We start from the raw sequence: 18929 nt of genomic DNA on the forward strand, positions 1-18929 counted from the left end.
GATCATTTTTCCTCTGTTAAATTTTGGACGCAGGCAAATGAAGCTTCTAGGTCTACAATCCCCCAAAACTGGACTATTTTTCCAACATACAACAAAATAGAATCATATCGACGATCTAATGGCACCAGTTCTTTTAATGGATCACCCGATGAAATTCCAAATGATATAAGGTAATGCCCCTCATTGAGAGTTAATGGCAATGAAAAACGAAACGTTTTCACCTCACCTTCCGAAGCATAAATATACTCACTTCCTTGAGTCGAAATAAAAGAATTGGTTCCATATAAGAAAACCCCCTCAATTGTCTTTATTAAAAGACCAGGCACCACACTTTTAAAATCAGCATCAAATTTTACTTTAAAATAAAAGTCAGTTTTCTCATTCCCCTCGATTCTAGGAGGATAACATTGATTATCTGCGATTATAAGATAATCAATGATCTCTGCTCCTCCTTTTCCCCAACGATGCTCCTCCTTGCGATATCCTGGTCTAGTACTAAATATATCAGCTACACCTTCAGAAAAATCCCGCGACATCAATGAGTCAGGGTTTTTATTGTCGCTTACAGTATTATTTATTTTTTTACCAAACATCTCGTCAAGATAGCGATTACTAACATCGCGAGAAGCACCATCGAGTTCAACATGACCATTTTTAAGCAAAATGGCTCGTTCGCAATGCTTAACTATATCGCCAGCGCTATGTGAAACAAGAAGCAAAGTAGTCCCTGCTTCCTTATATTGATTAATTCGCTGGTAGCACTTTGCCTGAAAATATGCATCACCAACAGAAAGAGCTTCATCTACAATCAATATATCTGGCCGACGTGCTGTAGCCAAACTGAAGGCCAAGCGCATTTGCATACCACTAGAGTACATGCGCAGTGGCTGATCTATATAATTACCAATTTCAGCAAAAGCTTCTATTTCTGGCATAAGGTTATGCAAGTCATTTATTGAATAACCAAGCAGCTGCCCAGCCATGAACACATTCTGTCGGCCAGTAAAATCGGGATGGAACCCCATCCCTAGCTCTAACATAGCTGCAACCCGCCCTGTTGTTTCAATATTGCCAGTTGTTGGCTGAGTGGTGCCGGTTATCATCTTAAGCAGAGTGCTTTTACCTGCACCATTGACTCCCATAATGCCGACCGACTCACCAGGCTGAATAGAAAAACTCACATCTTGCATGACCCACTTCAAACTGTGCCTGGGCTTTTTGCCCGGCAACATCCACTCCGCCAAACGCGCCCAGCGCGTCGGGTATTGCTTATACGCCTTACCCAACTGATTAACCTTGATCATCCCCATTACAGTTCATCCACCATTTCACCCGCATGTTTGCGGAATAAAGAAAAACCGAGCATCGTCAAGAAGGCACCGATTAACGCCACTGGCCACAAACTTTGCCACTGCGGCCAAGCCCCCTGCACCAAGATCTGCTGGCAAGCAGCGACTATCGGTGCCACCGGGTTCAGCGCCATATAGGGCTTAATCGCCTCAGGCAAAATATCCGCGGGGTAAACTATCGGGGTAAGCCAGAACCAGAACTGCAAGGCGATACCAAAAAACTGGCCAATATCACGAAAAAAAACATTTAGCACACCCAGTGTCATGCCCAAACCAATGGCAAACAAAATCAAGATCGCCAAAACGGGTAACAACGCTAAATACTGCACACCGGGGAACATCCCCACCACTAATAAAAAAAGCGAAAACAAACCAAACACAATTGAAAAATTTAGCAACGCATTCAAAATTACCGTAACCGGCAAACACAAACGTGGGAAGCTAATTTTTTTCAATAAATTGGCATTTTCTAAAAACACATTCTGGCTACGGCCTACAATCTCGGCAAACAACCCCCACGTTAATACCCCGGCACACAAGTAAATACTATAGGCAAAGGTGTGATCCACGCCTGGCAACTTGGCGCGCATCACATTTGAAAAAATCACCGTATAAACAATGATCATCGCCAGTGGGTTGATGATGTTCCACGCAGCACCCAATAATGTGTTTTGATACTTGACTTGAAATTCGCGTTTGACATTACCGAGGATAAATCCTCGGTAAGTCCACAGCGCTTTTACCATCGCAACTGACATCAAATTATTCCTTGATCAATGCTTCTACTTCAGTTACAGCTTGCCATACTTTTGCTTCATCAGCTCGGCTCTCGATATTTAAACGTAATAATGGTTCTGTGTTTGAAGTACGTACATTCAAACGCCAATCATTCAGTTCAATACTCAATCCATCAGTGCGATCAACCGCCAAGGCTTGCGGTGCATATTTAGCTTCAATACGCGAGATAACCTTAGCCGAGTCACTAACTCGGTAATTAATCTCACCGCTACATGGATAAGCAGCCACACGTTCATTGACCAAGCTCGACAAGCAGGCTTGCTTGACTGTCAACAATTGAGCGACCAATAACCAGGGGATCATACCACTATCACAATAACCAAAATCACGGAAATAGTGATGCGCACTCATTTCACCACCATATATAGCATTTTCCAAGCGCATACGTTCCTTGATAAAGGCATGGCCGGTTTTACTCAGCACAGGAACGCCACTCGCCTGTTTGACCACATCGATAGTATTCCAAGTCAGTCGTGGATCATGAATTATTTTCTCACCAGGATGACTGGCCAAAAATGCCTCAGCCAACAATCCAACGATGTAGTATCCTTCGATAAACTCGCCATTCTCATCAAACAGGAAACAGCGGTCAAAATCGCCATCCCACGCTATCCCCATATCTGCGCCATGCTCCTTTACCGCATCTGCTGTTGCGGAACGATTCTCTGGTAGCAATGGATTAGGAATACCATTAGGGAAGTTGCCATCTTCTTCGTGATGGATTTTTATGAATTCGACGGGGACATTAAGTGTATTAAATCGCTGCTCAATAGCATCGATAACATGGCCCGCGGCACCATTACCGGCATTCACAACCAATTTTAGTGGTCGCAATTTCGATGGCTCAATATAAGTCAACAAATGTTCAACATAATCATCGAGAATCGACAATTTGGTCAGAGAGCCGAGTTGTGGCGTGGCAGAAAACTCCCCCGATTCAGCCAATGCTCGGATATCATTCAAACCACTATCACCACTAATTGGGGATGCGCCCCGCCCTACCAATTTCATACCGTTATAGTCCATTGGGTTATGACTGGCTGTCACCTCAATAGCACCATCAATATCTAGCGTAAACGCTGCGAAATAGGTCTCTTCTGTACCCGTCATGCCTAGGTCAATCACATCACAGCCAGCATCCATGATCCCTTTGGCCAAGGCCTGTTTCAACTCTTCACTGGTGAGTCTGACATCGCCACCGATTGCCATTGTTTTTGCATTCAAATGTTGTGCTGCCGCACGACCTATGCGGTAGGCAATGTCGGTGTTGAGTTCTTCGCCTAATTTCCCACGAATATCGTACGCTTTAAAACAGGTTAAATTCATTATTATGTCTCTCAATAACTGTTATTTTTTAAAATCGATAATATCATCTTCGCCAAGATAATCACCGGTTTGCACCTCAAGCATGACTAAGTCTATCAAACCAGGATTTTTTAACTGATGACGATGGCCTGCAGGAATATAGGTAGATTGATTTGCTGTCAATAGCTCTTCTTGACCATCATAATTTACTTCTGCAACACCAGATAAAACGACCCAGTGTTCATTTCGATGATGATGCATTTGCATCGTCAGGCTCGCGCCTGGTTTAACTTCTAGACGTTTAATTTTAAAACGCTCGCCAATTTCAAGAAGCGTATAACGCCCCCAGGGGCAGTAAACCGTACGGTGAGTCTTGAATGCATCGTGATTGATTTTTTTAAGTTGATTATAAATCACTTTAACATCTTGGCTATTGTTTTTATTAGCCACCAGTAATGCATCAGCAGTGTCAACAATCACCAAATTTTCTACACCTACAGCACCAATGACTCGTTCTTCACTTGTAACATAACAATTTTTGGTACTCTGTAAAATAGCATGGCCTTGGACTGTATTTCCATTATCATCTGGCTGGTGTAGGTCACTAATCGCTGACCAGGAACCGATATCACTCCAACCAATATCACAGGGTACCACCGACACGTTTTGCGATTTTTCCATCACTGCATAATCAATAGAAATATCAGGAACGTGACTAAATGTGTCGGCATCCAAATCGATATGTTTGACCTTTTTATTCTGAATTACTTCAGATTTATTGAGGCAGGATTTTGTGGCAGCAATCACCTCTGGACAGTGCACTTCCATTTCTGCGATCATCGTACTCGCTTTGAAGCAAAACATACCAGAATTCCAAAAAAATCGCCCACTTTCCAGATACTCTTTGGCTTTACTCAACGTTGGTTTTTCAACAAAACGCAGGACATCAGAACCTTGCGCTTCAATGTAACCATAACCGGTTTCGGGAGTATTAGGTTTTATACCGAATGTTACCAAACGCCCTTTTTTAGCTAAATCAATCGCACAGGCAACGGCATCAGCAAAAGCAGCCTGCTCAGTGATCAAGTGATCCGCAGCTAACACCAGCACGATCGCATCATCACCATATGTATCACACGCATAAATAGCAGCAGAGGCCACTGCGGCGGCTGTATTACGCCCATACGGCTCAAGAATAAATGAGGTTTGAATAGAACTTTCGTTGACCTCTTTGAATGAATCCAGTGTTTTGAAATACAATTCTCTATTTGTAACTGTTAAAATATCACTAATATCGGCTAATTTTGCACCACGTAAAAAAGCTTTTTGTAAAAAACTTTGATTATCCGATAGTTTAATGAATGGCTTGGGATGTTGTTCACGCGAAACAGGCCACAACCTTGAACCGCTTCCACCACACATAATTGCAGGAATTAAGACAGTCATAGATACACCATAATATATTTAATGTGTTAATGTTATTTTTAGAAATGTTTAGCTACCATAAATGGCTTCGCATTTTTATCTTTAAGAGATAATATAGGGAGCATATCACACTCCCACTCTATTCCTAGTTGCTGATCATTCCAACATATTGTGTGTTCAAAGTCAGATCTATAATAATTCGTTGCTTTATATAAAACTTCTGCTGTTTCTGTTTTAGTTATAAAGCCATGGGCAAACCCTTTCGGGATCCACAATTGCCGCTTATTCTCAGCTGATAGATGAACACCGTCCCATTTTCCAAAGGTTGGCGAACTTTCACGAATATCCACTACCACATCAAATACCTCTCCCACTACACATCGCACCAGCTTTCCCTGAGCATGGGGAGGCAATTGATAATGCAAGCCACGCAATACCCCTTTCGACGATTTGGAATGATTATCCTGCACAAATTTAACCGGATATCCTACCGCCTCTTCAAACAGCTTGTGGTTGAAACTCTCAAAGAAAAAACCACGCTCATCACCAAATACTTTGGGCTCAAAAATAAGCACATCAGGAATCGCAGTCTTGATTACATTCATCTGTCTATCCACATTTGATTCAATTTTTATGGGGGAGCAACTTCCCTCCCCCCAATCACATCAGGCTTTGGCAACCATTCTTAGCAAATATTGGCCATACGCATTCTTTGCCAACGGTGCAGCAAGAACACGGACCTGGTCGGCAGTAATGAATTTCTTGCGATAGGCGATCTCTTCAGGACAAGCGACTTTCAACCCCTGACGCGTCTCGATGGTCTGAATAAAGTTGCTCGCATCTACCATGCTTTCATGGGTACCGGTATCCAGCCAAGCATAACCACGACCCATCATGGCCACCGACAGATTGCCTTGCTCCAGGTAGATGCGGTTCACATCCGTAATTTCCAGCTCACCACGGGGCGACGGCTTCAGGCTCTTGGCGATATCCACCACGCTGTTGTCGTAGAAATAGAGGCCGGTGACCGCATAGTTGCTCTTGGGCTCCAACGGCTTCTCTTCCAGAGAGATCGCGGTTCCTTTTTTATCAAATTCCACCACTCCATAGCGCTCGGGGTCGTGCACGTGGTAGGTAAAGACAGTGGCGCCACTCTCTTTGACCGCTGCCGCCTCCAACTGTTTCTGCAGGTCGTGGCCGTAGAAGATGTTGTCGCCCAACACCAGTGCACAGGGGTCTGACCCGATAAACTCTTCACCCAGAATAAAGGCTTGTGCCAACCCGTCCGGACTTGGTTGTACCTTGTACTGCAAACTCAAGCCCCACTGGCTGCCATCACCCAGCAATTGCTTAAAGCGAGGAGTATCTTGCGGCGTGCTAATGATCAAAATATCTCGAATACCGGCTAGCATCAGGGTGCTGAGCGGGTAGTAGATCATCGGCTTGTCATAAATGGGCAGCAACTGCTTGCTTACCGCCATGGTGACTGGATAGAGGCTGGTGCCTGAGCCACCAGCCAGAATAATGCCTTTACGTTTGGCCATGATGCTTGTTTCTTATTTTAAAAATGCAAAAGAAAAGGGTTGCTTGAAGCCACACCTTTCTGTTTTATCCCTTGCCAGCCAAGGATACGCTCAACACATCCCTGACCAGTGATTTATTTGCCCAGGATCTCGGTCAACATCCGCTCCACACCGACGGTCCAGTCCGGCAGCACCAGATCGAAGGTGCGCTGGAATTTACCGGTATCAAGGCGGGAGTTATGGGGGCGTTTGGCCGGGGTCGGGAAGGCACTGGTCGGCACCGCATTGAGCTGTGTCACAGCCAGTTCAACGCCGGCTTCTCTGGCTTTGGCAAACACCAGCTGGGCGTAGTCAAACCATGTTGTTGTACCAGAGGCAATCAGATGGTACAGCCCGGCGACCTCGGGTTTACTCTGCGCAACACGGATCGCATGGGCGGTGCAATCAGCCAGTAACTCGGCACCGGTCGGTGCGCCGAACTGGTCATTGATGACTGACATCTCGCTACGCTCTTTGCCAAAGCGCAACATGGTCTTGGCAAAGTTGGCGCCGCGGGCGGCATAGACCCAGCTGGTACGGAAGATCAGATGACGGGTGCAGAGGGACGCACCTTGCTCACCCGCCAGCTTGGTTTCACCGTAGACGTTGAGCGGTGCAGTTGCATCGGTTTCCACCCACGGACGCTCGCCGCTACCATCGAACACATAGTCGGTGGAGTAATGCACCAACCAGGCACCCAATGCTTCCGCTTCTTTGGCGATCGCCGCTACACTGGTCGCGTTGAGCAGCTCGGCAAACTCCCGCTCGCTCTCCGCCTTGTCGACTGCGGTATGGGCCGCGGCGTTGACAATCACGTCCGGCTTGACCAGACGTACCGTATCGGCCACCCCTGCCGGGTTGCTGAAATCGCCACAATAATCGCTGGAGTCAAAATCAACGGCAGTGATGCGCCCGAGGGGGGCCAGTGCACGCTGCAGCTCCCAGCCTACCTGGCCGTTTTTGCCAAACAGCAGAATATGCATCAGGCACGCTCCCCATCTTTCTGTTCAATCGCGGAATAGTGTTGCTCAATCCAGGATTGGTAGGCACCGCTCTTGACGTTGTTGACCCACTGCTGGTTATCCAGATACCACTGCACGGTTTTGCGAATACCGGATTCAAAGGTCTCTTGCGGTTGCCAAGCAAGCTCACTGCCCATCTTGGTCGCATCGATGGCATAGCGGCGATCGTGACCAGGGCGATCCGCCACATAGGTGATTTGATCGCGATAAGAGCCCGCTTTCGGCACCATCTCGTCCAGCAAATCGCAGATGGTGTATACCACCTCCAGATTCTGCTTCTCGTTGTGACCGCCAATGTTGTAGGTCTCTCCGACCAAGCCAGTGGTCACCACCTTGTAGAGCGCGCGCGCGTGGTCTTCCACATAGAGCCAGTCACGGATCTGGTCACCCTTGCCATAGACCGGCAACGGCTTGCCATCCAGCGCGTTAAGAATGACCAGCGGGATCAGCTTCTCGGGGAAGTGGTACGGGCCGTAGTTATTGGAGCAGTTGGTGACGATGGTTGGCAGGCCGTAAGTACGGCGCCAGGCGCGCACCAGATGGTCGCTGGAGGCCTTGGAGGCGGAATAGGGGCTGCTGGGGGCGTAGGGGGTGGTCTCGGTAAAGAGCGGCAATGGTTCACCGACGGCTACTTCATCCGGATGAGGCAGATCACCATATACCTCGTCAGTGGAGATATGGTGGAAGCGGAAAGCCGCCTTGCGCACATCATCCAGACCGTTCCAGTAAGCGCGAGCCGCTTCCAGCAACATATAGGTGCCGACAATATTGGTCTCGATAAAGTCAGCCGGGCCTGTGATGGAGCGATCCACATGGCTCTCGGCGGCCAGATGCATCACGGCATCCGGCTGGTGCAGGGCAAACACCCGATCCAGCTCGGCGCGATTGCAGATATCCACCTGCTCAAACACATAACGCTCACTTGACGATACATCGGCTAGGGATTCCAGATTGCCGGCATAGGTGAGTTTATCGAGATTGATAACGGCATCCTGGGTATCACGGATGATATGGCGCACCACAGCAGAGCCGATAAAGCCTGCGCCACCAGTAACGAGAAATTTCATATTAATTATGCTCTTACGATAAGTTGGAGTTCAATTAAATAGGGTAGAACTAACTAATCGGGGATAATACGACTTGGAACTTAATGAGAAGCATAAATATTAGCAATAATGAGATACATATATCGCAACGCTCAAAACTCATGCAGTTATCGATAAAGGCTATGGCTACCGCACTGAGTTACAGCCCCCAGTTTGCTGCTTTTCACCACATTGCTCACGCTGTTGGTCATCATGTCCTCCAGCATTATTGTGTTTTTGGCGGTGTGGATAAAGTAAACAGTTGCTAATTGAAACTGCTTGCCACACCGAGTCAGCCCGATTTGATGCCGAATTCTATCCCGTTTCCCCCGAAGATGAACAGCTAAAAGTGTTTTGATAGGGAGCAAATTGAGGCCATTCAATGAACAATGCCTGTTTCATTGCATCAGCTTCAAGTTGTTACTTAGTTTCGTCTGTTGCTCTTTTGAACAAAAAAACAGGGCAACCCATGGGGTTGCCCTGTCTGATTGTCAGCCAGACCAAAGCTGGCTGGCGATTTATTGAACTCTGTTCAAATTAGCTAAACCTGCATGCCATCAGTCACCTTTTGACTCAACTGCTGCAGCCATGCGCGCCTCTTTACTCTTGTGGCTGGTGAAGTAACGCATCACCAGCACGAAGAAGAGCGGTACGAAGAAGATGGCCAGCACGGTGGCACTGATCATCCCCCCCATCACGCCGGTACCGATGGCGTTACGGCTGCTGGCGCCCGCGCCGGAGCTGATCACCAGCGGCAGCACCCCGAGGATAAAGGCGAGCGAGGTCATCAGGATCGGACGCAGACGCAGGCGCGCCGCCTCCACCACGGCTTCACCCAAGCCCATCCCTTTGTCGTAGAGCTCTTTGGCAAATTCCACGATCAAAATAGCGTTCTTCGCCGACAGACCTATGGTGGTGAGCAGGCCGACCTGGAAGTAGACGTCGTTCTCCAGCCCGCGCAGGGTGGCAGCCACAATGGCCCCCAGTACCCCGAGCGGCACCACCAACATCACCGAGAACGGAATGCTCCAGCTCTCGTAGAGGGCCGCCAGACAGAGGAACACCACCAGCAAGGAGATGGCGTAGAGCGCGGGTGCCTGTGAACCGGCCTGACGCTCCTGGAAGGAGAGCCCGGTCCACTCGATGCCCACCCCTTCCGGCAGCTGTTTCACCATCTGTTCGATGGCGGCCATCGCATCACCGGTACTCTTGCCGGGCGCCGCCTCACCGACGATCTCCATCGCCGGTACACCGTTGTAACGCTCAAGACGGGGTGAGCCGAAGCTCCACTCGGTGCTGGCAAAGGCGGAGAAGGGCACCATCTGACCGGCACTGTTGCGCACATACCAGAGTTTCAGATCTTCCGGGTTCATCCGGAAGGGGGCATCCGCCTGCATGTAGACCTTCTTGATCCGGCCACGATCAACGAAGTCATTGACGTAGGACGAGCCCCAGGCAGTGGCCAGGGTGTTGTTGATATCCGCGATGGAGAGCCCCTGCGCCAGCGCCTTCTCGTAGTCAATCTTGATGTCGAGTTGCGGCGTATCTTCCATCCCGTTCGGGCGTACCCGCACCAGGGTGGGATCCTGCGCCGCCATACCGAGCAGCTGGTTACGCGCCGCCATCAGCTTGTCGTGACCGATACCACCGCGATCCTGCAGGAAGAAGTCAAAACCGGTCGCCGTCCCCAGCTCCGGGATCGGAGGCAGGTTGAAGGCGAACACTTGCGCCTCCTTGATGCTGAACAGATAGCCCATGGCGCGGCCGATAATGGCATTGGCGCTGCGATCCGGGCTCTTGCGCTCGCTCCAGTCCTTGAGCTTGATAAAGGCCATCCCCGCGTTCTGGCCACTACCGGCGAAGCTGAAGCCGGATACGGTCAGTACAGAGTCAACGTTATCCTTCTCGTTTTTCAGGAAGTAGTCGCGCATGTCCGCCAGCACCACCTCGGTACGCTGCTTGGTGGCCCCCACCGGCAGTTGCACCATGGACATGATGACTCCCTGATCCTCTTCCGGCAGGAAGGAGGTGGGCATCCGCATAAAGAGCACGGCCAACACCGCCAGCATGGCGCCGTAGATCAGGCTGTAGCGCACACCCTGCTTGATCACCTTGCGCACGCCGCTCTGATAGCGATTGGTACCCGCATCAAAGGCGCGGTTGAACCAGCCAAAGAAGCCGCGCTTGGCACCAAACTCGCCATGTTTCATCGGTTTGAGCAGGGTGGCACAAAGGGCCGGTGTCAGGATCAACGCCACCAGCACCGACAGCACCATGGCCGAGACGATGGTCAATGAGAACTGGCGATAGATGGCGCCGGTCGAGCCGCCGAAGAAGGCCATCGGCACGAACACGGCGGAGAGCACCAGGGCAATCCCCACCAGCGCGCCGGTGATCTGGGTCATCGACTTGCGGGTCGCTTCCAGCGGGGAGAGATCCTCCTCACTCATCAGACGCTCCACGTTCTCCACCACCACGATGGCGTCATCCACCAGCAGGCCGATGGCCAGCACCATACCGAACATGGTGAGGGTGTTGATGGAGAAGCCGAACGCCGCCATCACCCCGAAGGTACCGAGCAGCACCACAGGCACCGCGATGGTCGGGATCAGGGTGGCGCGGAAGTTCTGCAAGAACAGATACATGACGCAGAACACCAGGAAGATCGCCTCGATCAGGGTCTGCACCACCTCCTCGATGGAGATCTTCACAAACGGCGTGGTGTCGTAGGGGTAGACGATCTCCATATTGGCCGGGAAGTAATCCGACAGCTCATTGAGCTTGGCTCGCACCTTCTCGGCAGTATCCAGCGCGTTGGCACCGGTGGCCAGCTTGATGGCGACCGCGGCGGTAGACTGGCCGTTGTAGAGCGCATCGGCGTCATAGCTTTCGCCCGCCAGCTCGACCCGGGCCACATCTTTCAGCCGCACCTTGGAGCCATCCTGATTCACCCGCAGCAGGATATCGTTGAACTGCTCCACGGTAGAGAGACGGGTCTGCCCCATGATGGTGGCGGTGAACTGCTGATCTTCCACCGACGGAGTACCACCCAGCTTGCCGAACGCGACCTGGGCGTTCTGCGCCTTGATGGCTGCCTGCACATCACCAGGAGTCATCTGCACCCGGTTGAGCTTGTTGGGATCGAGCCACACCCGCATGGAGTACTGGCTGCCGAACAAGGTGATGTCCCCTACCCCGTCCAGACGGCTCAGGGGCTCCTTGATATTGGAGACCACATAGTCCGCCAGATCGTCGTTGTTCATCGAGCCATCGCTGGAGATGAAGGCCGCGACCATCAGGAAGCTGCTGGAGGTCTTCTGTACCCGGATCCCCTGCTGCTGCACCTCTTGCGGCAGCAGCGACATCGCTTGTTGCAGCTTGTTCTGCACCTGCACCTGGGCAATGTCGGGATCGGTCCCCGGCTGGAAGGTGAGGGTCACCGACACCCGCCCCGCGGAGTCAGACTGGGAGGACATGTAGAGCAAGTGATCCAGCCCGGTCATGTTCTGTTCGATGATCTGAGTCACCGAGTCTTCCACCGTTTTGGCGGATGCGCCCGGATAGCTGGCAGAAATACCGACAGCGGGCGGCGCAATACTCGGGTACTGGGCGACCGGCAATTTGATGATGGCCAGGCTACCCGCCAGCATGATCACCAGCGCGATCACCCAGGCAAAAATGGGTCTGTCTATAAAAAATCGAGCCATGAAGCGACTACTCCATCCTACTTGTTGGCCGGGGTGTTGGACGCAGCTTGAGCAGACGGTGCATCAGCACCCTGCTCGGCGGGATTGACCACGGCGCCCGGTCGTACTTTCTGCAAGCCAGCCACGATCACCCGCTCGCCGGAGGTGAGCCCTGACTCCACCACCCAGTTGCTGCCGACGACCCGGCTCAGTTGCACGTTGCGCAGCTCCACCTTGTTGTCAGCGGTTACCACCATCACGGTGGCGCCGCCGTTGGGAGTGCGAGTCACGGCAGTTTGCGGCACCAGCAGCCCTTGCGCCCTCTCACCCTCTTGCAGGGTGGCGCGCATAAACATGCCGGGCAGCAGCAGCTGGTGAGGGTTGGGCACAATCACCCGCAGGGTCACCATGCCGGAGGTCTCATCCACGGTCACATCGGAGAACTGCAACGAGCCCTCTTCGCCGTAAGTGGAGCCATCTTCCAGCTGGAAGGTCACCTTGGCCCCTTTCTGCTCGTCCTGGGTCAGCTTGCCCTCGGCGACCAGTCGCTTGAGGCGCAGCAGATCGGCGGTGGACTGACGCACATCCACATACATGGGATCGAGCTGCTGAATGGCGGTCAGGCTGTCAGCCTGCTGGGCAGTCACCAGCGCCCCCTCGGTCACCGCGGATTTACCGATGCGGCCACTGATGGGGGCAGTGATGCGGGTGTAACCGAGATTGATCTCGGCAGTACGCAAAGCTGCCTTACTCGCCATGATCTCCGCCTTGGCCTGCTTCCAGCTGGCGTCGGCGTCGTCATAGTCCTGACGGCTGATGGATTTGACCTTGAGCAGCTCCTGATAGCGCTGCGCCTTGAGGCGGGCACTCTGCTCGTTGGCCTCGGCCTTGGCCAGATTGGCCTTGGCGCTGGCAACTGCCGCCTGATAGACAGCCGGGTCGATCTGATAGAGCAGATCGCCCGCCTTCACATCGCTTCCCTCGGTAAAGAGGCGCTTGAGGATGATGCCGCTCACCTGCGGACGCACTTCGGCCACCCGTAACGGGGCGCTGCGACCGGTCAACTCGGTGGTCAACATCAACGGGCCGCTCTGCAGGGTCACCACGTTGACCGCCGCGGGGGGCATGCCGCCCTGTCCCTGGGGTGCGCCCCCCTTGTCACCACAACCTGCCAGCAAGCCTGTAGCCAGCAAGGCAAGACCAACTGAACGAGCAAGAATATGTTTATGCATGAAACACCTGAGCCTTTGCCAGTCAATGAACAATCAGGGCTACATGGGCCCTGTTGGTAAATAGTCGAAAGATGAGGCAATATACATACATTCATAAATGTATGTAAGTGACTTTTTGCTTGCATGAGGCACAAATTTCGATGGCCAGACGAACCAAAGAAGAGGCGCAGCAAACCCGCTGCCACATCATGAGCACGGCGCTAGATCTGTTCTGCTCCCAGGGCCTGGCCAAGACCAGCCTGACCGACATCGCCAGGGCGGCAGACCTGACCCGCGGGGCCATCTATTGGCACTTCAAGAACAAGGATGAACTCTTCATTTCGCTCTGGCAGGAGCTCTGCAGCCCCCTCGCCCACCAGCTCGATGCCTGCCTCAATCCAGATGAGCCGGATCCGCTGGGGCAACTGCGCCTCTTCTTCGAAGGGGTGCTCCACAGCTTCATTCACAATCCGGCCCAGCGGCAGATGTTTACCATCCTGTTCAATCTCGAATCGCTGGAGGGGGAAGCCATCTCACTGCGCGAGCATATCCGCAGCCAGTCCGCCAACTTCTTTCGGGACCTGGAGACCACCCTGGCCAATGCGGTACGGCGGGGCCAACTGCCCGCCAACCTCAACCTGCAGCGCGCCGCCACCCTGCTCCACTGCACTCTGGATGGCTACATCATCAACTGGCTCCACTTTCCGGGGCGGATAGACCTGCAGGGCGAATCCGCCTTCCTGATAGAGAGCATGTTCACCATGCTGGCCCAGCCCCACGGGCCAGCCTGCGGCCACTAACCGGCTCCGGCAACTCCCACCCATCCAAATCGGGGCCTGACCGCGCGCTTTGGCAGTCAGGCCCCGATTTGTTACCCTGTGCGCCCCCTGCTTGAGGTAACCCCTGTGCCACACTCTGACGCCATCCCCGCTTCCCGGCCATTTAACGACCAGCACGCCCACGTTCGAACTGCCTTTGTGGCAAGTCTCAAACCCGGTGCTCACCTGCTCAATGGTCAATGCGGTATGGGGGAGGATCTGTGCTGGCTGCGTGCAGAAGGGTATATAGTCACTGCCTGTGAAGCTGTGCTGGCCGACGCCAGAGTTGCCTCACAGCAATCCGGGCAAGCGGTGCGGGTCTGCCCGCTGGCAAAGATGCACTCGGTGCTCCCTTACGATGGCATCTGGCTGAGCCGCCCGCTTGATAGCGACGTGGCCACCCTTGTTCCCCAGTTGCAACAGCTGGCGACCCTGCTCAAAGCGGGTGCTCCGCTCTGCTTCCCCCTGCCGCCAAGCGGCAAGATTAGTCACGATGAGCTACAACAACTGGTCACCACATCCGGGATAGCGCTGCAACTGGCGCCGATGGAAACCGCCTCGACCAACACGCCATCATGCACAGGTCAACACGCCACCCAGTACGTCATGTTGCTGCGTGGCGATCATCAGGCCACCTAACGGGCTAATTCATCACGAATTTTCCAGTTCAACGCCAAGTCGACAGCTAGTCGGCGATCTTGACCTTCGACAATATTTAACTCGGCGTTAACGCAGAAAAGGCAGACATAACACGGCTTACGTGTTAAAAAGTGTGATTAATATCAAAATTTAATAACAAAACAGACAATACAACCAACTCCGGATTTCCTTATGAAACTTGTCCTGAAACTCATTGCTGGCATCCTTGCCGGTCTCTTGCTCGGTCTCTACGCCCCTGAGTGGGTGGCGCGCGTGCTGTTTACGGCCAAGACAGTGATAGGTCAGCTCATCACCTTCACCATTCCGCTCATCATTCTGTTCTTTATCATGAGCGGCATCGCCAGCCTGCCGAAAAACTCCGGCAAGCTGCTGGGCAAAACCGTGGCCCTCTCTTACTGCTCCACCATTCTGGCGGGGCTGTTCGCCTTTACCGTGGCGAGCCACCTGATCCCGCAGTTCACCACCGCCGCCGAGCCCACCACGGCCACGGCTATCAAGCTGGCCTCCTACGTCAATCTGGAGATCCCGCCGCTGTTTGGCGTGATGTCGGCTCTGGCCGCCGCCTTCGTGTTCGGCATTGGCATCAGCGCCACCCAGGCCACCGATCTGCGCCGGGTCGCCGATCAGGGTCGTGACATCATCGACCGCCTGCTGGCCAAGGTGATCATCCCGCTGCTGCCGTTCTATATCGCGGGCGTCTTTGTCGAGATGACGGTAGAAGGCACCGTATTCGCTACCCTGAAAACTTTCGGCGTGGTGCTGGTGATGGCGATCCTGATGCACTGGATCTGGCTCTCCGTACTGTTCGTGGGTACAGGTCTGGCCCTTGGCCGCTCACCGGCGCAGCTCATCAAGAACATGCTGCCCGCCTACTTCACCGCGCTGGGGACCATGTCGAGCGCCGCCACCATTCCGGTCGCTCTGCAATCGAGCAAGAACAACGGCGTGAGCGACGGTATCGCCAACTTCACCGTGCCGCTGTGTGCCACCATTCACCTCTGTGGCTCCACCATTACCCTGGTCACCTGTGCCACCGCGGTGATGTTCCTCTCCGAGCATCTGGCCATTCCGGGCATCGAGACCATGCTCCCCTTCATCATGATGCTGGGGGTGATCATGATCGCCGCCCCGGGCGCCCCGGGTGGTGGCGTGATGTCGGCGCTGGGCCTGCTCACCTCCATGCTCGGTTTCGGTGAAGCCTCTATCGCCCTGATGATCGCCCTCTATCTGGCGCAGGACAGCTTCGGCACCGCCTGCAACGTCACCGGTGACGGCGTGATTGCCCTGTGGGCGGATCGCTTCGCCAACGGTAGCGAGAGCGCAGCCCCCGTGGCCGAGGCCGAACAGGCGTAAGCTCGCCGGGATAGCCCGACCATCCTCTGCAAAACCGCAGGCCCGAACCATGTTCGGGCCTGCGTCGTTTCTGCCACCTTCACAGTGTTTGTGCGTATTCCTCCTCCCTCTCTTTACCCCCCTCTGCCGTAAACAGCATTCGCGCAGCTCTCTACACCCGACAAAATTATTGGCATATGCTACATATGAGCGTATAAATGGCTTATGCCAATTAGGAGCCACCATGCCAAGACCCAAGATTGCCCGCCAGATCTGTGGCCGCCCCGCCAACAGCTGCTTCAAACCCAACGGCCGCCCCATACATCAGCTGGAACAGGTCACGCTGGCCCCTGACGAGTTCGAGGCACTGCGCCTCGTCGACCTTCAAGGAATGCAGCAGCAGGAGGCCGCCCTGGTGATGGGGGTCTCCCGCCAGACCCTGGGCAATATCCTGAAAAAAGGGCGCTACAAGGTGGTGGAGTGTCTGAGTCTGGGCAAGGCATTGATGATGCAACCCGCCGAGCCCGACCACCAAACCAGTGGAGAAGAGCCGACATGAATGCTGTCACAACCATGACCACCAGCCCCAGCAACAGCGCCCTGATGCTGAGTCAGGGGTTGCTGGCTGGCCACTTTACCCGTGCCGAGCAGCTGCAAATTCTTAACCCCGAAGGGAACGTTATCGCCACCCTGGCTAACCCGGCCGCCGCCGAAGGCTGCCACGGCAAGCAAGCGCTGCTCGACGCCCTCACCCATCATCAGGTGGGTCAGGTGGTGGTGCGCAATATCGGCGAGCGGATGCTGGGTCGCCTGCTGGCGGTCAATATCCGGGTGCTGCAGTGCCGCTCTGCCCGCCTGCCGCTGCCCGCTCTGCTGGCCCCCGCCAATCTGCAACCTCTCACCGAGGCCAGTCAGGGGCGTCCGTCTCGCCGTCATCAGAGCAAATCTGCGATCCGTGCCATCCAGCCCGTCGGCGCAGACCACAGCCATGCGAATTGTCACGGTGGTTGCAACAGTGGCTCCGATCACTGTTGCGCCAGTAGTGGCAATCAGGCAGAGAGCCCACTGCAAGGCCATACTTGTTGCCACGGCAGTGAAGGTGCCAACCAGCAGGGCGGTTGCTGCCATCATCACTGATGCCATCGCTGTGCATGTCATCACCATCAAGGAGAAGAGATCATGTCCATCTGGTTGTTGAGCCTGCTCGCCTCGTTCGTACTGATCCTGGCCATGGGCACCATCATCTGGTGGCGCCAATACCAGCTTGCCCAGAAGCGGGAAGATAAAGAGGTGCGCCCCTGTGGCTGCTCCAGCGCCTGCGCGGATCACCTCTATCAAATCAGCGAGCCGACGCCCAAAAAGTAACCTGACCGCAAGCCGCCCTAGCCGCAGATAGAAGGTCGGTAAAATAAGGGAGCATGAAATAGAAAGGCGCATAAATAGAGAGGGGGCACCTGCTGGTGCCCCCTCTCTATTTATTCCTCGTCATGCTTGAACCGCCTCTTTCCCCCTTACGCTCATCACACGCGCTCAACCCGGCTCTGCGCCGCTGGCCGCCTCGCTCGCAGAGCAGGCCGGATCCTGATACTGCTGATAGATGGCATAAAACTCGGCCTTGTTGTGCAGGGCTGCGGCGACACAGGCGGGATCAAACTGGCTGCCGGCATGCTCCTCCAGATAGGCAAACGCCGTCTCGAACGGCCAGGCCTTCTTGTAGGGGCGCTCGCTGGTCAGGGCATCAAACACATCGGCCACCGTCACGATGCGCGCCGCCAGCGGGATCGCCTCCCCCGCCAGCCCCAGCGGATAGCCGGTGCCGTCAAAGCGTTCGTGATGGCTGGCGATGATATTGGTCAGCATATCGGTGTGGTGAATGCCATCGAGACCAAACTCGTTGATCATCAGACTGATCATCTCCCGCCCCTTGCCTGGGTGGATCTTCATGATCTCGAACTCTTCCGGCGTCAGCTTGCCCGGCTTGAGCAAAATGGCATCCGGCACCGCGATCTTGCCGATGTCGTGCAGCTCGGAGAAGAGGTAGATAAACTCAACCTCCTCATCGCTCAGCCCGCAAGTCGGGGCCAGCGTCTTGGCAATCAGCCGGGAGTAGGCCGACATCCGGTGCAGATGGTTGGCGGTCTCCTCATCCCGATAACGGCTGAACTCCCGCGCCGTGGTCAGCGCGCCGCCAAGGGTCTGGATAGAGAAAAACTCCACCGCAATGATGGCCGAGAGCGCCTGGGCATAGGCCGACAGCTCGCTGCGGATCGGCTCCTCGAAATATCCCGGCTCCATGGCATCGCAAAACAGAAAACCAAACAGCTTGCTGTTGAACAGCAGCGGCTCGGTATAGCTGGAGGCATAACCGGCCTCCAGTACCTTGCGGCTGTGCTCCGACGCAGAGCCACGCAGGGCATCAAGATTGCCGAGCACCCTGGGCTGCTTGTGCTCCGCCAGATAACTCAGGGAGGGAACATCGCTCAGCTTCACCTCATACTGCACCAGTGGCGAGGGCCCCTCGGTGCTGTGGGCAAAGGTCTTGAGCTGATCGGTATGGGGATCGTAAATCGCGATGGCCACCCGACTCAGCTTGTCAAAGCGCTGCCTGAGCGTGGCATGTACGCTCTGCATTTTTTCGCCAAATGAACTTTCCATCGCCTTCTCCAACGGGACCCC

Annotated in this window: 17 protein-coding genes; 6 read left to right on the forward strand and 11 right to left on the reverse strand. The window is 53.8% G+C overall.

The genetic code is table 11. The features are described 5' to 3' along the window. Positions 1–2: 2 nt before the first annotated feature. From AB5Z09_RS17555 to AB5Z09_RS17600, 10 genes are all read right to left on the reverse strand, one after another. Complete coding sequence (locus AB5Z09_RS17555) at positions 3–1310, reverse strand: ABC transporter ATP-binding protein (protein WP_368195848.1); 1308 nt, start codon at positions 1308–1310, stop codon at positions 3–5. Further along, positions 1310–2107 carry an ABC transporter permease gene (locus AB5Z09_RS17560; protein ID WP_368195849.1) on the reverse strand — a complete coding sequence of 266 codons (798 nt, stop codon included), beginning with the start codon at positions 2105–2107 and terminating at the stop codon, positions 1310–1312. The genes AB5Z09_RS17555 and AB5Z09_RS17560 overlap by 1 nt, the downstream gene beginning before the upstream one ends. 4 nt (positions 2108–2111) lie before the next feature. Beyond that, positions 2112–3473: a phosphomannomutase CpsG gene (locus AB5Z09_RS17565; RefSeq protein ID WP_368195850.1), complete on the reverse strand. Its 1362-nt coding sequence runs from the start codon at positions 3471–3473 to the stop codon at positions 2112–2114. A gap of 21 nt (positions 3474–3494) precedes the next feature. Beyond that, entirely contained in the window at positions 3495–4898 is a 1404-nt protein-coding gene (locus AB5Z09_RS17570) for a mannose-1-phosphate guanylyltransferase/mannose-6-phosphate isomerase (protein ID WP_368195851.1), read from the reverse strand. A 38-nt stretch (positions 4899–4936) separates the two neighbouring features. Further along, positions 4937–5482, reverse strand: a complete 546-nt coding sequence (gene rfbC, locus AB5Z09_RS17575) for a dTDP-4-dehydrorhamnose 3,5-epimerase (protein ID WP_194495876.1) — start codon at positions 5480–5482, stop codon at positions 4937–4939. Positions 5483–5542: 60 nt separating this feature from the next. Then, the gene (gene rfbA, locus AB5Z09_RS17580) at positions 5543–6421 is read right to left on the reverse strand and encodes a glucose-1-phosphate thymidylyltransferase RfbA (protein ID WP_368195852.1); all 879 of its coding nucleotides are present in this window, start codon (positions 6419–6421) and stop codon (positions 5543–5545) included. Positions 6422–6534: 113 nt separating this feature from the next. Beyond that, complete coding sequence (gene rfbD / locus AB5Z09_RS17585) at positions 6535–7422, reverse strand: dTDP-4-dehydrorhamnose reductase (protein WP_139406178.1); 888 nt, start codon at positions 7420–7422, stop codon at positions 6535–6537. Further along, entirely contained in the window at positions 7422–8528 is a 1107-nt protein-coding gene (gene rfbB, locus AB5Z09_RS17590) for a dTDP-glucose 4,6-dehydratase (protein WP_368195853.1), read from the reverse strand. The genes rfbD and rfbB overlap by 1 nt, the downstream gene beginning before the upstream one ends. Positions 8529–9103: 575 nt before the next feature. Beyond that, a complete protein-coding gene (locus AB5Z09_RS17595; RefSeq protein WP_058059856.1) occupies positions 9104–12253 on the reverse strand; it encodes an efflux RND transporter permease subunit in 3150 nt (1049 codons plus the stop codon). A 17-nt stretch (positions 12254–12270) separates the two neighbouring features. Then, positions 12271–13464, reverse strand: a complete 1194-nt coding sequence (locus AB5Z09_RS17600) for an efflux RND transporter periplasmic adaptor subunit (protein WP_021231193.1) — start codon at positions 13462–13464, stop codon at positions 12271–12273. A gap of 140 nt (positions 13465–13604) precedes the next feature. On the opposite strand from AB5Z09_RS17600, the gene AB5Z09_RS17605 reads away from it, so the two are divergent. The 6 genes from AB5Z09_RS17605 (at position 13605) to AB5Z09_RS17630 (ending at position 17618) form a co-directional block, all read left to right on the forward strand. Next, positions 13605–14243 carry a TetR family transcriptional regulator gene (locus AB5Z09_RS17605; RefSeq protein WP_279485872.1) on the forward strand — a complete coding sequence of 213 codons (639 nt, stop codon included), beginning with the start codon at positions 13605–13607 and terminating at the stop codon, positions 14241–14243. Between the two features lie 105 nt (positions 14244–14348). After that, positions 14349–14900: a hypothetical protein gene (locus AB5Z09_RS17610; protein WP_368195854.1), complete on the forward strand. Its 552-nt coding sequence runs from the start codon at positions 14349–14351 to the stop codon at positions 14898–14900. 192 nt (positions 14901–15092) lie between these two features. Further along, positions 15093–16274, forward strand: a complete 1182-nt coding sequence (locus AB5Z09_RS17615) for a dicarboxylate/amino acid:cation symporter (protein ID WP_005359180.1) — start codon at positions 15093–15095, stop codon at positions 16272–16274. A 223-nt stretch (positions 16275–16497) separates the two neighbouring features. Then, positions 16498–16812 (forward strand): DUF134 domain-containing protein, encoded by a 315-nt coding sequence (locus AB5Z09_RS17620; RefSeq protein ID WP_368195855.1) that lies wholly within the window; start codon positions 16498–16500, stop codon positions 16810–16812. Beyond that, positions 16809–17390 carry a NifB/NifX family molybdenum-iron cluster-binding protein gene (locus AB5Z09_RS17625; protein WP_368195856.1) on the forward strand — a complete coding sequence of 194 codons (582 nt, stop codon included), beginning with the start codon at positions 16809–16811 and terminating at the stop codon, positions 17388–17390. Before AB5Z09_RS17620 ends, AB5Z09_RS17625 begins: the two co-directional genes overlap by 4 nt. 42 nt (positions 17391–17432) lie before the next feature. Continuing rightward, positions 17433–17618, forward strand: a complete 186-nt coding sequence (locus AB5Z09_RS17630; protein ID WP_005338109.1) for a hypothetical protein — start codon at positions 17433–17435, stop codon at positions 17616–17618. A gap of 165 nt (positions 17619–17783) precedes the next feature. On the opposite strand, the gene AB5Z09_RS17635 is transcribed toward AB5Z09_RS17630, so the two are convergent. Then, positions 17784–18908 carry an HD-GYP domain-containing protein gene (locus AB5Z09_RS17635; RefSeq protein WP_368195857.1) on the reverse strand — a complete coding sequence of 375 codons (1125 nt, stop codon included), beginning with the start codon at positions 18906–18908 and terminating at the stop codon, positions 17784–17786. Between the last annotated feature and the right edge of the window lie 21 nt (positions 18909–18929).

It is taken from the genome of Aeromonas sp. R2-2 (genome assembly GCF_040908355.1).
In the GTDB taxonomy this organism is placed as follows: Bacteria; Pseudomonadota; Gammaproteobacteria; order Enterobacterales; family Aeromonadaceae; genus Aeromonas; species Aeromonas veronii.